Here is a 13,552-nt window from a genome sequence, read left to right as displayed (position 1 = left end):
AAGGTGACCTCGGTGCGGGTGGCGTCGAAGTAGGCGCCGCCGAGCTGGGCGTAGAAAGCGACGAAGAACCACCACATGAAGTTCTGGTCGTTGGCGTGCAAGCCGAGGGTCTGCAACCCCTTCCTCGTAGCCCGCCTCGCCGCCTTCAACGCGCCGAACCACTCGTCCACCGAGGCCACCGAGGCCACCGAGGCTTCCGGGGCGCGGGTTACGTGAGGGGGGCAGGGCGCCTAGCTGCCGGGGGTTCCTGTCCCCTCAGGGGCGCCCGATGAGGTGGCGCACGAAGTGCGCATCACAGGGGCGCGGGGAACCGCGCGAGAAGCCCCACGCCGGGAAAGCCGACGAACCGCCCAGGGGCGCGGGGAACTGCGCTCGCACCTACCCGGCGCGCCCCAGCCGGCGTTCAGAATCCAAACGCCGGTTGGGGAAGGCCGCACCCCGCCCCCGGCAGCACCAGCAGCGAACCCTCCAGCGGCGACGGCGAGTCGAGACCCACCCGGGCCGACGAGACGTACAGGTCGCTCAGCCCGGCGCCGCCGAACGCGCAGGCGGTGGGCCGCCGCACGGGCAGCCGGACAGTACGGTCCAGCACCCCGGACGGCGTGTAGCGCCGCACCGCCGCCCCGTCCCACAACGCCACCCACACACACCCGTCCGCGTCGACGGTGAGCCCGTCGGGGTACCCCGCCCTCTCCTCGACGGTGACGAACTCGCGCCGCCCATGGACCCGTTCGCCCGCCACGTCGAAGACGTCGATGCGCCGCGTGGCCGTGTCGACGTAGTACATGAGCGATCCGTCGGGGCTCCAGCCCGTGCCGTTGGAGACGGTGACGTCGTCGAGGACCTCCGTCGCCGCCCCGTCGGGCGCGAGCCGGATCAGGTTGCCGCCGCCGGGTGTCTCGTCGTACGCCATGGACCCCGCCCACAGCGCACCGTCCGGCGCGACGGCCGCGTCGTTCCCCCGCCGCCCGGCCACCGGCTCGCGGTGCAGCCAGCTGAAGGCCCCGTCCGGCGCGTAACGCCCCACGCCGTCCCGGAGGTTGACGACCAGCCCGCCGTCGGCGCCCGGCTTGGCGGCGCCCACGTGCTGCTCGGTGGCGAGCACCGTGCGCCGCCCGCCGGCCGGCTCGTAGGTGTGGACACGGGAGCCGAGGATGTCCACCCAGATCAGCCGGCCCGTGGCCGCGTCCCAGGTGGGCCCCTCCCCCAGCCGTGCCGCCTCCGGCACCGCCACCTCGGCCCTCACGCCGCACCCCGGTGGCCGAGGCGCTCCGACAGGTCGGCCGCGCCCTTCACGGCGAGGCCCGCCAGCTCCTCCTGGCGGGCCTCGCTCCAGCGGATCATCGGCACGGAGATGGAGAGCGCGGCGACGACCCGGTTGGTGCGGTCGCGCACGGGCGCCGCGACGCACGACACGTCCGGGTTCGACTCCCGGCTCTCGACGGCGACCCCGCGCCGCCGGATACCGGCCAGATGCGTGTGAAGGGCGGCCGGGTCCGTGATGCTGTTCTCCGTCATGCCGGCCAGCTCGGCGCCGGCCGGGATGCGGGCGGCCAGCTCGGACTCCGGCAGTGAGGCGAGGAGCATCTTGCCGACGGAGGTGCAGTGCGCGGGCAGCCGGCGGCCCGCCGCGGAGACCATGCGCACGGCGTGCGTGGAGTCGACCTTGGCGATGTAGATGACGTCGGCGCCCTCCAGGATCGCCACGTGGACCGTCTCGTCACAGGTCTCGGCGACGGTGCGCGCCACCTGCTGGCCCTCGGCGGCGAGGTCGAGCTGCTCCGCGTACCGGCTGCCGAGCTGGTAGGGGCGCACGCCGAGGCGGTAGCGGCCGGGCTGGGACGGGACCTGCACGACGTACGCCCGGGCGGCGAGCGTGGTGAGCAGCTCGTGGACCGTGGTGCGGGGCAGCTGTAGCTTGCGGACGATGTCGGGGGCGGACAGTGTGCCGTCCCCGTCCAGGAAGAGCTCAAGTATGTCCAGAGCCCGGGTCACTGCGGGTACGAGGCGTCCCACGACCGGCCCCCTTCCCTGTTCGATATTTCAACAGACGGTCGGCATGACGAACGTAGGCTACGCACAGCCCCGTTGACCGGGCAATGGGGTCAGGAGAGGCCCGGGCTTTCGCCGTCGGCCCGCGGCGCCCGGAGCGGGGCCGCAGCCGTGCGCGACCATGGAGGCATGCCCCGCTCCCGCCCCGCCGGACCAGCCGAACCCTTCACGCCGCTCCACTTCCAGCTGGTGCTGCTGCGCCGCATGGCCGACCACAACCCGGAGCTGGTGGAGAGCGCCCGCGCGGACCTCGGCGTGAGCGTGGCCGACATGCGGGAGGCGAACCGCCGCTGGCAGGCGATGCTGCACGCGCGCGGCGGCCGTTCGGCGCTCTCCCGGTACCGCGCGATCCTCGGCGCCCCGGAGCGCACGCTGCTCCGCAGGATCGGTGACCTGGAGTGCGAGGCGCTGCTGTGGCCGGTGCCGCTCTGGCCCGGCCTGCGCTTCGAGGTCCTGCTCTCTCCGACGGGCGCGGTCTGGAACGAGTGGCTGATCCGCGCGCCCGGCACCCCCGCCCCGCCCCTGCGCGCCCTCGCCGATCTGACGCCCTGGTCCTGCACGGTGGACGAGGCGGCCCGCGCCTTCGCCCCCGCGCGCCCGCTGGAGGGCTCGGCGCCGACGCGCTGGGGCCTGGAGTTCGCGGCCCCGGACGAGAGCGGCGCCCGGCGGCTGGTGCGGGCGGAGTTCACCTGGGGCCTGCTCCAGCGCTGGACGACCCCGGACCCCTGACCTGCCCGGCCCCGCAGAACCCTGGCCTCCTGACGAGCCCGGCCGCGCAGAACCCCGGCCTCCTGACCTGCCCGGTCCCCCAGAACCCCGGCCTCGTGACAGGCCCAGACGCGCTCACCGATCCCTCCCTCAGGGCTCAGGCCGCCTTCAGGATCGCCTCGGCGACGGCCCGCACCGACCCGGGATGCACCGCGTTCAGGAACAGGTTCGGCTCGACAAGCTCCAGCTCCATCACGCAGGGCCGCCCGTCCGGACCGTCGACCAGGTCCACCCTCGCGTACAGCAGCTGCTCCGCCCCGCCCGGCACGACGGCCAACGCGGCCTGCGCCACCGCGTGTTCGGCCGCGCTCGGCTCCCACGGTTCGAGCCCCGGGTGGGCGACCTTGCGCTCGTCGAAGGCGACGCCGGGGGCGAGCACGGCGCCCTTGCGGATGGAGTGCAGGTAGGAGCCCCCGTAGAAGAGCACGGCCCGTTCCCCGCTCACGTCGATCCCCGCGACGTAGGGCTGCACCATGGCGGTCAGCCCCTCGGCGTGCATCCGGGCCAGGTGGCGCAGGGCGTCCTCCCGCTCGGCCGGGGTGTAGCGGGCGGCATACCGGGAGCCCGCGCCGGACGTCGGCTTGATCACGTACTCGCCGTCGGCGGGCAGTTCCGCGGCCTCGCCCGGCGCGACGTACGCCGTCGGCACGGTGGGTACGCCCGCGCGGGCCAGGTCGCCGAGGTAGCGCTTGTCGGTGCTCCAGCGGAGCACGTCGACGGGGTTGGCGAGCCGGGTGCGGGCCGAGCAGCGTGCGGCCCAGTCCAGGAACTCCGCGCGCCGCCAGCTGTAGTCCCAGGTGGAGCGGATGACGACGAGGTCGAACGCCGCCCAGTCGACCGCGGGATCGTCCCACTGCGTGACGGTGGCCTCGGCCCCCGCGCTCGCTATCTCCGCGGCGAGCAGCGGCAGGTCGCGGTCCTCACTGATGTGCGGGGCCGGCCGGCAGGTGACGAGGGCGATGCGGGGCATACGGGCTTGCTCCTCCAGGGACGGCGCACCGGCCGGTCGCGCGCGGCGGGGCCGGCGCACGGCGGAACTGCGGTCGTGCGCGGTCCTCGCGAGGCTAACGCGCGGACCGGGGCCGACCGCGACCGGCCTCGTCCCCCCCGCACGGCGCGCACCCCGCCCCCGTACGGCAAAACACGTCGGCGGGGGAATGCGCGCACTATCCGCGCGCATTCCCCCGCCGACGTGAAATTCCCGCCCGCCCGTCCTGTCAGGCGTCAGCCACCGACGTACCAGCTGAATCCGCCATTGGCCGCGACAATCATCATGACGATGAAGAGGACCACGTCGATGATGCCGAGGATGAGCCCGGCCTTCGCCATTCCGCCGCCACCGGCCGCCTTCTGGCGCAGCGCCATCGCGCCGAAGATGATCGCCAGCGGGCCCAGGACGAAGCTCAGGAAGAACAGACCGACGATGCCGCAGACAAGTCCGGCTATCGCGAGCCCGTTCGTCCGGGAACCGGAGGAAGCAGCGGAACGACTACCGTAAGCCGACATGGTCCACACCCCTTGCAGGTCGCTTTTCTGGACTTCGTTACGCACCTCCGGGTGCCCCGGAATTCCGCGCGCAGTCGGCCGACTATTCGAAAAATAAGCGGAATTGGAGATTCGCTCAGGCCTCGGTGGCGTCCGGGTCCCACTCCAGGAGCCGCACCTTGGCCACCGACCGGACGTGCCGGCGCATCGCCGCGGCCGCGCCGCGCCCCTGCCCGGCCTCGATCGCGCCCAGGATCGCCCGGTGCTGCGCGAGCGAGCGGCCCGGCCGGCGCGGCTGGCGCAGCGACTCGGTGCGGGACTCCGCGACGGGCGCGTCGATCTGCCGCATGAACTCCGCGAGCAGAGCGCTGTGCGCGGCCGCGGTCACCGCCGCGTGGAAGAGCCGGTCCCCCTCGATGCCGAGCCCACCCGCCGCGATGTCCCGCGCCATGGTGTCGAGGGCGGCGCGCAGGGCGGCCAGGTCGGCGTCGGTGCGGCGCTCGGCCGCCAGCTCGGCCAGCTTCGTCTCCAGCGCCTCCCGCGCCTCCAGCACGTCGGGCAGCCGCTTCTTGCGGGCGACGAGGCTCTCGACCGGCTCGACCACGACGTCGTCGAGGCTGTCGCGCATCAGGTACGTACCGCCGCCGTGCCGCGCCTCCACCAGGCCCTGCACCTCCAGGACGACGATGGCCTGCTTGACCGAGGCCCGGCTCACCCCGAGCCGCGCCGCCAGGTCCCGCTCGGTCGGCAGCCGGTCGCCGGTGCGCAGGCCGCCCTCGGCGACGTACGTCCGCAGCCGGTCGAGCACCTGCTCGTACAGGCGCGGGCGGGCCGTCATCGGCCGCAGTGCGTCGGTCATGGCGGCCCTTCCTCACCCGGTCCGTGGCGCGTCGTGTGCCCGGCAGGGTACGTCCGTGGCGCGTCGTGTGCCCGGCAGCGTACGTCCTTGACGTGGACGGCTGCCAGACGGCACGCTCGGATTGGCTCAGCCACTGAACCAATGCGATCAGGAGCGTCCACGTGTCCCGACTCCTCCCGGCCCTGGCCGGTCCCCCAGACAGGCCGGCGCTGCGGTTCGGCGACCGCGCCCTGACCTATGGCGAACTGGCCGCGGTCGCCGCCCCGTTGGCGGGCCGGCTGTCCGGCACGGCCCGGGTCGCCGTCTGGGCGACGCCGACCCTGGAGACGGCGGTCGGCGTGGTCGCCGCGCTGCTCGCGGGGGCCGCCGCCGTCCCGGTCAACCCGAAGTCGGGCGCGGCCGAGCTGGGCCACATCGTGGCGGACAGCGCCCCCGACGCGGTACTGGCGGCGCCGGAGGCCGAACTCCCGCCCGCGCTGGCCGCGTTGCGGCGGATCGACGTCACCGTCGCGGCAGCGCCGGGGCCGCCCGCCGCACTCCCGGACGAGCCCGCCGACCCCGGCGCCCCGGCCTTCGTCGTCTACACCTCCGGCACCACCGGCCCGCCCAAGGGCGCCGTGCTGCCGCGCCGGGCCGTCTCCGCGACCCTCGACGCGCTCCGTGACGCCTGGGGGTGGACGGAGCGGGACACCCTGGTGCACGGGCTGCCGCTGTTCCACGTCCACGGTCTGATCCTGGGGATCGTCGGCCCGCTGCGCCAGGGCGGCGCGGTGCGCCACTTGGGGCGGTTCGACCCGCAGGGCGTGACGCGCGAGCTGGCGTCCGGCGCCACGATGCTCTTCGGCGTGCCCACGATGTACCACCGCATCGCCGAGGCGCTCCCCACCGACCCGGCGCTCGCCGCGGCGCTCGGCGCGGCCCGGCTGCTGGTCTCCGGCTCGGCGGCGCTCCCGGTCCACGACCACGAGCGGATCACCGCGGCGACCGGGCAGCGCGTCGTCGAGCGGTACGGCATGACCGAGACCCTGATGAACACGAGCGTGCGCGCGGACGGCGAGCCCCGCCCCGGCACGGTGGGCTTGCCGCTGCCCGGGGTGGAGCTGCGCCTGACGGAGGAGGACGGCACGACCGAGGTGCCCGCCGGCGAGCCCGGGGCGGTCGGCGAGATCCAGGTCCGCGGGCCGAACCTGTTCCTGGAGTACCTGAACCGGCCCGACGCCACGGCGGCGGCGTTCGCGCCCGGTGGCTGGTTCCGCACCGGCGACATGGCGGTGCGCGACCCCGACGGCTCCGTCCGCATCATCGGGCGCAAGGCCACCGACCTCATCAAGAGCGGCGGTCACAAGATCGGCGCGGGCGAGATCGAGAACGCGCTCCTGGAGCACCCCGGCGTCAAGGAGGCCGCCGTCACCGGCGCGCCCGACGCCGACCTCGGCGAGCGGGTGGTCGCCTGGATCGTGCCGGACGACGCGGCCGACCCGCCGGACGCCGGAGCCCTCGCCGACCACGTCGCCGCGCGCCTGGCCCCGCACAAGCGGCCCCGCACCGTCCGCTACCTCGACGCGCTGCCCCGCAACGACATGGGCAAGATCCTGAAGCGGGCGCTCCCCGATGGCTGACGGCACGGGCGCCCGCGACGTCCTGGACGCGCTCTGCGACCCCGGCACCTTCCGCGGCCTGCCGCTCCCGCCCCCGCCGGAGCGCCCCGACCCGCTGGGCTGGCCCGACTACGCGGGCGCGCGTCAGCGGGCGGCCGCCAGGACCGGCGAGTCGGAGTCCGTCGTCACCGGCACCGCCGCGGTCGGCGGCACCACCACCGTGGTCATCGCCTTCGAGTTCGGCTACCTGGGCGGCTCCCTCGGCCAGGAGACGGGCGACCGCATCGAGGCGGCCCACGCGTACGCCCGCGCGCACCGCCTGCCGGTGGTCCCGGTGGTCGCCACCGGCGGCAGCCGCATGCAGGAGGGCATGATCGCGCTGACCCAGCTCCAGCGCGTGGCCCGGCAGTCGGCGCTGACCCGGGCCGCGGGCCTGCCGCAGATCGCCGTGGTGCGCGATCCGACGACCGGCGGCGGCTGGGCCACCCTGGGCGCGGGCGCCGACCTGACGCTCGCCCTGCCGGACGCGCAGATCGGGTTCGCGGGCTCGCGCGTCCGCCCGCCGGACGCGGACCCGGCGGCGTACACCGCGCAGGCGCAGCTGCGGGCGGGCGCCGTCGACGCGGTCGTGCCGCCCGGAGAGCTGCGCGCCGCGCTGGGCCGCAGGCTGCGGCTGCTGACCCGGCCGTCCGAGGCGCCCGCGCCGGTCCCGTACGCGCTCGGCCGCACCGACCTGCCGGCCACCGGGTGGGAGGCGGTCCAGCGGGCCCGCGCCCCGCGACGGCCGCGCGCCGGGGCCTACTTGGACGCCTACTTCACCTACCGGGAGGAGCTGCGCGGAGACCGGGCGGGCGGGGTCGACGACGGCATGCTCTGCGGATTCGGGGAGCGCGAGGGGCGGACGCTCGCGTACGCGGCCCAGTGCGGGACGGCGACCACCCCGGCCGGGTACCGCACGGCGACCCGGCTGCTGCGGCTCGCGGGCCGGCTCGGCATCCCGGTGCTCACCCTCGTCGACACCCCGGGGGCGGCGAGCGGGGACGCGGCCGAGCGGGCGGGCGCGGGCCCGGCCATCGCCGAGCTGTTCCTGGCGCTCGCCGAGGCGCCGGTGCCGGTCACCACGCTCGTCGTGGGCGAGGGCGGCTCGGGCGGCGCACTGGCGCTGGCGGCGCCGGGCCGCACCTGGGTGGCCCCGGACGCGTACTTCTCGGTGATCGCGCCGGAGCTGGCCGCGGCGATCCTCAAGCGCCCCGCGGACCGGGCGCCGCAGACCGCCGACCAACTCGGGCTGCGGCCGCAGGACTTGGTGGAGCTCGGCGTCGTCCGCGGGATCGCGGAGCCGCCTCCGGCATGATCGGGAAACGAACAGGCGAGCAGGTGTTCCCGCGAACAGGTGATCGTGGCGCCAGAAATTGCATGAGGCACGGATGACCAACGATGCTTACGGGGCGCAAGCAACGGGCTGCAGACCGTAGTTGACGCGCACCCGGCCCCTGTCCCATACAGGGCCGGGGTGTTGGTCCCACACACATGCACCATCGCAAGGAGAACGCATCACCATGAACCTGCTCACCGACATCCTCGCCGGTCTCGTCCACTTCGTCGGCTGGCTGGTGTAACGGCGTCGGACGCCGACGCGGCGCCGCCTTCCCCGGTCCCACGGGGAGGCGGCGCCGTCGCATGTCCGCGTACCCCTTCAGCCGCGAGCAACTCCCCTAGCCGCGGCAGGACTTCCCCTGCCACCCGCAGGGCGTCGTCCGGGTCCGGGCCCCCTGAGAGCACGAACTCGTCGACGCCCGAGCGACAGTAGGCGTGCAGGTGCCGGGCGGCCGCGTCATGGTCCTGTCCGACGACGGGCACCCGCAGGGCGCAGCGCAGGGCCGGGTTGCGGCCGCGCAGCCGGGCGACCCGCGCCGCGACGGCCTCCGGGGGCTCGGCCGGCCCGCTCCCCATGAGGTGCACGTCCGCGCGGCGGGCGGCCAGGTTCTCGGCGGTGCCGGAGACCCCGCCCAGGTAGAGCGGCACCGGATGCTCGACGGCGGGGCCGGTCAGCCGCGCGCCCTCGACCTGCACGTGCCGCCCCTGGAAGTCGACCCGCCCGCCGTCCAGCAGCCTGCGCAGGACGGCCATCACCTCGTCGGTGCGGCCGTAGCGCTGGTCGTGGGTCGGCCGGTCGCCGCCCGGCGGCGGTTCCGCGGCCTCCCCGCCCGTGGCCGTGATGATGTGCAGACGCAGCCGTCCGCCGGTGAACCGGCGGAAGGCGTCGGCCTGTTGGGCCAGCAGCGTCGGGCTGACGGCCCCCGCCCTGACCCCCACCAGGAACCCGATGCGCTCGGTCCGCCCGGCCAGGACCGACGCGAGGTGCCAGGGGTCGGCGCGGCCGGGCGCTGCCGGGGTGCACAGCGAGGTGAATCCGGCCTGTTCGGCGGCGCGCGCGACGCGGACGGGCCGGCCGGCGCCGGCCCGGTCCTCTCCGTCGGCCAGGGACCAGTGGAACAGCGGGTGGTTCTCGGGCATGGGCACCTCGGGCCTGTGACGGGGTGGCAAGGGCGGGGGCGCACCCCGGGCGGCGACGACAGGGGTGCGGGCGGCGCGTCAAATACCGTCGGAGTAGCGGGCGTTCGGCACGGCGGCCCAATGGCCCGGTGGCCGGCCCAGGTTCCGCGGCAGCGCGCGAAGGGACGCGGACCGTCAGGAGCCGGGACGGCCGCGGACCTGCAACAGCCCGGGCGGCCACGGTTCTTCAGCAGCCGGGACGAGCGCGGACCTTGAACAGCCGGAGCCGCCAAGGCCCTTCAGCAGCCGGGGCGACCTCGGTCTTTCAGCGGCCGGACGGACGGCGACGCGCGGAGGCCCGACAGAGCATCGTCGCGACACGCAGCAGATCCACGTGTCGGCGCGAGACGAGGGCGGGGGCCATACCCGCATCCTGTCCGGGCCGCCGTCGCCGCCACAAGCCGTAGTCCGCATCCCGGACGAGCGCGTATCACCCCTTGACACGCCGCGGCCCGGCGCGGAACCGCTCCGCGCCGGGCCGGGCCCGCGGTCTCCCTGCTCAGCAGGGGTGACGGCTACCTGACGCCCACCGCCCTGATGATCTCCTGGGTGACGGAACCGCCCCGGTCGTCCTTGGCGGAGGCGCGCAGCGACACGTACCGCGCGCCGCGCGGCACGTCCAGGCCGCCCTTCCAGGAGGCTCCCCGGCCGCTCAGCGCCACCTGCTTCCAGCTCGCGCCGTCGTCGTAGGAGACCTCCAGCCTGCCGCCGCCGATGGTGCCGGTGCCGGACGCGTCCTTGACGTACTCGCCGAAGATCCCGACCGGGACGCGCCGGCCGCCGCGGACGTCACCCGCGAGATCGGTGTCGATGTCGAAGCCGAGGTTGATCAGCGGCAGGTAGGTCCACCGGTCGTCCGGCGTCGCCGCCGACCTGACGGTCCACTCGGCGTGGCCCTTCGTCGACAGTTCCCAGCGCGCGGGGTCGAGCGTGGTGTCCGTGGCGACCGTGTAGGTGTGCTCGGCCGGGTCGGCGTCCCACACGTACACGCCGGAGCTCTTCTTCCGGTCGACCTGCACCCCGTCCACGGCGACGGACGTGTACTGGTCCATGCCGTTCGTCTCGCTGCTCCACGCGTCACCGAAGCCGGTGTGGTCGGGCCCCGAGTCGCCCCAGCCCGGCGTGTTGAACTGCAAGGTGGAGCCGGAGCGCTGCTGGCCCCAGCCGAGGCCGCTGCCCAGCCACGGGTGCCAGACCGGCTTGAACCAGTCCAGCTCCTGGTGCGTACCGCCCCGGTAGGCGACCAGGCCGCTGCGCTGCTCCAGGTCGGTCGGCCCGGTCTGCACGGACTCGTGCCAGGTCTGGCCCGCGCCCGTGGAGACGTAGTCGGTGCGCTCGGCGGGGTAGGCGATCTGCTCCAGGAAGCCGAGGCCGACGGGGAAGGTGTCGGTGATCGAGTAGCGGAACTCGCCGCCGTCCTGCGGCTTCACCGCGTGGAACCGCGCGTCCAGCACGGCCAGGTCGCGCTTGCCGGGCGCGAACCGCAGGCTCCCCTTCGGCACGCCTCCCTCGTGCGCGTCGGTGAGGTCGTACACCCAGGGCGTGTACCGGGTGCCCGTCATCGTGAGGCTGCGGCCCGCCGCGGCGAGCCGGGCGAGCGCGGCGCCGTCGGCCGCGTCGACGGAGGCGATCTGCAGCGGCCGGTCACTGCCGTCCTCCGACCCGAACCAGGCGCTCAGCCGCCCGGCCTCGTCGTCGGTGACGAACAGGGCCCTTGCCCCCGCGTCCTGCGCCGCTCCGGCGAGCTGGTCCGGGGTGAGGGCCGTACCGCGGCGCACCAGCACGGCCTTGCCGCGCACGTCCTTGCCCGCGTAGTCGGCGGGAGCACCCGCGCCCGCGTCGACGACCCGCAGCCGGCTGCGGCCCTCGATGAGCGTGCTGCCCGCCTGCATGGTGGCCTCGCGCACCCCGTCGGCCTGGAGCACGGGCTTGCCGAGCCGCCACACGGTCCGGTACGCGAAGCTGCCGTCGCTCACCTTGTGGGTGGGCGCGGCGAAGACACTGTCGTACGTCACCGGCAGCTGCACGGCGCTCATGTAGTCGGCGCCGTTCGCCTGCCGGTCGGCCTCCATGACGAGTTGCCGGGTCTGCGTGGTGCGTCCGACGTCGGCGGTGATCTCCTTCAACTGCCGCCCGTCGAGCGTGATCTCACGGTCCCGGTCGAGCCTGACCTGCGGGTCGGCGAGGTAGCCGAGCCCGAGCGAGTCCTTGCCGTGGCTGCCGCGCACGTCGAGGTAGGACTCCAGGTAGTACGAGCCGGGCTTGAGCCGCAGCCGCAGCGTGCCGGACTCGCCGACGGTGGCCGGGAACGGGTCGGTGCCCGCCGTGAGCTGCTGCACGCCGAGGGAGGCGGCGCTCGGCGCCCCGGACCGGTCCTTGACGTGGACGGTCAGCGTGTACCGCTCCTCCTCCTTGACGAGTCCGAACGCCGTGTGGGCGACCGGCTTCCCGCCCGCGCTGGCGACGATCCGCCCGCTGGTGTTGCCGACGGGCGCCCGGCCGCCGTCGCCGGTGACGGTGGTGGCCGCGCTGCCGTGCGCGGGGACGTTCAGCGTGGTGTCGGCGAGCGTGGCGACGCCGTCGGCGGCGCCCTGCACGGCCAGGCTCAACTCCACCGGCTCATCGCCGGAGTTGCGGTAGGTGACGGTCCTCGTCACCGGCGTGTTGTCCTCGTACGGCCAGGTGTAGGAGCCGAGGTCGGCGCTGCCGGTGGCGGTGATCCGCGCGCCGATCGCGTCGGGCACGCTCACCCGGCCCGCACCCAGCTCGTAGGCGGAGGCGTCCAGAGTGGTGCTGCTGGACATCAGGGCGTCCTTGAGCTGCGCGCCGGTCCAGTCGGGGTGTTCCTGGGCGAGCAGCGCGGCGACCCCGGCGACGTGCGGCGTCGCCATCGACGTGCCGCTCATCTCGGTGTACGCGCCGTCGCCCGCGGCCAGCGAGGAGCGCGCGGCCAGGATGTCCACGCCCGGCGCGGAGACGTCCGGCTTGAGGGCGTCGTCCCCGAGGCGCGGGCCCTGGCTGGTGAAGTAGGCGGCCCGGTCGGCGGCGTCGACGGCGCCGACGGTCAGCGCGGCGTCGGCGGCGCCCGGCGAGCCGATGGAGCCGGGCGCGCCGGTGTTCCCGGCGGCGATGACGAACAGGGCGCCGGTCTGCGCGGACAGGGAGTTCACGGCGGCGGCCATCGGGTCGGTGCCGTCGCTGGCCTCCTGCGAGCCGAGGCTCATCGAGACGACCTTGGCCTTGATGTCCTTGGCGGCCCACTCCATCCCGGCGATGATCTGCGACTCGGTGCCGGAGCCCTCGTCGCTGAGCACCTTGCCGACGGCGAGCGTGGCGTCCGGCGCGACGCCCTTCTCCTTGCCGTCCGAGGCGGCGCCGGAGCCGCCGACGGTCGACGTCACGTGGGTGCCGTGGCCGTCGCGGTCGGCGACCTCCTCGCCCTCGATGAAGGACTTCGACGCGGTGACCCGGGAGGCGAGGTCGGGGTGGGCGGGGTCGTAGCCGGTGTCGAGGACGGCGACCTTCACGCCCTTGCCGGTGAGCCCCGCCTCCCACGCCTTCGGGGTGCCGATCTGCTCGTTGCTCGCGGCCATGTCGGCCTTGACGAGTCCGTCGAGCCAGACCTTGCCGATGCCGCCGGCGAAGCCCCGCCCCTGCCCGGCGAAGTCACGTCCCTGCCCGGCGGTGGCCGCGTCCCAGAAGGCGCGCCCCTTGTCCGCGTCGAGGGCGGCGCCGCCGATGCTGGGGAGGGCGCGGGTGCGCTCGGCGCCCTTCGGGACGGCCCGGGCGTCGCGGGCAGCCTTGGTTCCGTAGGTCACGATGAGGGGCGTCGCGTCGGCCTTGCCGTCCGCGAGGCCCTGCCGTATCAGCTCACTGACGTCGAACAGGCGCGCGTCGAGGGTGCCCGCGGCCAGGTAGGGCCGGGCCTCGTCGGGCACCACGCGGACGTGGCCGTGCGCCACCTGCGTGCGCACGGCGCCGGTCGCGCCCTTCGCCCGGTCGACGGTGACGGCCTTCTTGCCGCCGCCGAGCTCGGTCACGGTCACCTTGTCGCCGGTCACCAGGGTCACGGTGTGCGCGGCGGCCGCGGCCCCGGTCGCCTTCGGTACGGCCGTGGGGGCGGCCTGCGCGCCACCGGCGGGCAGCAGCGCGAACGCGATGCCGGCCGACAGCAGGGCCGCGCCGCGTCTCGCGCCAGGTCCTCTGGTCATCGTCGCCTCTCTCCGTAGGCCCC

At 74.9% G+C, this 13,552-nt stretch carries 11 protein-coding genes; 4 read left to right on the top strand and 7 right to left on the bottom strand.

Features of this window, described 5'->3' with window-relative positions; all coding sequences use genetic code 11:
• Positions 1 to 75 precede the first annotated feature (75 nt).
• The gene (locus ACIBW6_RS14270; RefSeq protein WP_399059712.1) at positions 76 to 216 is read left to right on the top strand and encodes a hypothetical protein; all 141 of its coding nucleotides are present in this window, start codon (positions 76 to 78) and stop codon (positions 214 to 216) included.
• A gap of 187 nt (positions 217 to 403) precedes the next feature.
• Here ACIBW6_RS14270 and ACIBW6_RS14265 read toward each other — a convergent pair whose 3' ends face one another.
• Both ACIBW6_RS14265 and ACIBW6_RS14260 read right to left on the bottom strand, forming a co-directional pair.
• Positions 404 to 1,246: an SMP-30/gluconolactonase/LRE family protein gene (locus ACIBW6_RS14265; protein WP_399059570.1), complete on the bottom strand. Its 843-nt coding sequence runs from the start codon at positions 1,244 to 1,246 to the stop codon at positions 404 to 406.
• Entirely contained in the window at positions 1,243 to 2,016 is a 774-nt protein-coding gene (locus tag ACIBW6_RS14260; protein ID WP_399059569.1) for an IclR family transcriptional regulator, read from the bottom strand. Before ACIBW6_RS14260 ends, ACIBW6_RS14265 begins: the two co-directional genes overlap by 4 nt.
• Positions 2,017 to 2,181: 165 nt before the next feature.
• On the opposite strand from ACIBW6_RS14260, the gene ACIBW6_RS14255 reads away from it, so the two are divergent.
• Complete coding sequence (locus ACIBW6_RS14255) at positions 2,182 to 2,781, top strand: hypothetical protein (protein ID WP_399059568.1); 600 nt, start codon at positions 2,182 to 2,184, stop codon at positions 2,779 to 2,781.
• Positions 2,782 to 2,917: 136 nt separating this feature from the next.
• On the opposite strand, the gene ACIBW6_RS14250 is transcribed toward ACIBW6_RS14255, so the two are convergent.
• The 3 genes from ACIBW6_RS14250 to ACIBW6_RS14240 form a co-directional block, all read right to left on the bottom strand.
• Positions 2,918 to 3,790, bottom strand: a complete 873-nt coding sequence (locus ACIBW6_RS14250; RefSeq protein WP_399059567.1) for a RimK family alpha-L-glutamate ligase — start codon at positions 3,788 to 3,790, stop codon at positions 2,918 to 2,920.
• A gap of 254 nt (positions 3,791 to 4,044) precedes the next feature.
• Positions 4,045 to 4,326, bottom strand: a complete 282-nt coding sequence (locus ACIBW6_RS14245; protein ID WP_399059566.1) for a DUF4190 domain-containing protein — start codon at positions 4,324 to 4,326, stop codon at positions 4,045 to 4,047.
• 115 nt (positions 4,327 to 4,441) lie between these two features.
• Complete coding sequence (locus ACIBW6_RS14240; protein WP_399059565.1) at positions 4,442 to 5,164, bottom strand: FadR/GntR family transcriptional regulator; 723 nt, start codon at positions 5,162 to 5,164, stop codon at positions 4,442 to 4,444.
• 161 nt (positions 5,165 to 5,325) lie between these two features.
• Here ACIBW6_RS14240 and ACIBW6_RS14235 point away from each other — a divergent pair, with 161 nt between their 5' ends.
• The gene (locus ACIBW6_RS14235) at positions 5,326 to 6,783 is read left to right on the top strand and encodes an acyl-CoA synthetase (RefSeq protein ID WP_399059564.1); all 1,458 of its coding nucleotides are present in this window, start codon (positions 5,326 to 5,328) and stop codon (positions 6,781 to 6,783) included.
• On the top strand, positions 6,776 to 8,116 hold the full coding sequence (locus ACIBW6_RS14230; protein ID WP_399059563.1) for a carboxyl transferase domain-containing protein: 1,341 nt from the start codon (positions 6,776 to 6,778) through the stop codon (positions 8,114 to 8,116). Before ACIBW6_RS14235 ends, ACIBW6_RS14230 begins: the two co-directional genes overlap by 8 nt.
• A gap of 215 nt (positions 8,117 to 8,331) precedes the next feature.
• On the opposite strand, the gene ACIBW6_RS14225 is transcribed toward ACIBW6_RS14230, so the two are convergent.
• Together ACIBW6_RS14225 and ACIBW6_RS14220 are read right to left on the bottom strand one after the other, a co-directional pair.
• Positions 8,332 to 9,279, bottom strand: a complete 948-nt coding sequence (locus ACIBW6_RS14225) for an LLM class flavin-dependent oxidoreductase (protein WP_399059562.1) — start codon at positions 9,277 to 9,279, stop codon at positions 8,332 to 8,334.
• Between the two features lie 554 nt (positions 9,280 to 9,833).
• Positions 9,834 to 13,529, bottom strand: coding sequence for a S8 family serine peptidase (locus ACIBW6_RS14220; protein WP_399059561.1), 3,696 nt, complete (start codon positions 13,527 to 13,529; stop codon positions 9,834 to 9,836).
• Between the last annotated feature and the right edge of the window lie 23 nt (positions 13,530 to 13,552).

Origin of the sequence: Streptomyces sp. NPDC049813 (genome assembly GCF_044465085.1) — a bacterium.
Taxonomy (GTDB): Bacteria; Actinomycetota; Actinomycetes; order Streptomycetales; family Streptomycetaceae; genus Streptomyces.
The sequence above is the reverse complement of the archived record's forward strand: the minus strand, read 5'-3'. Positions and strand labels throughout refer to the sequence as shown.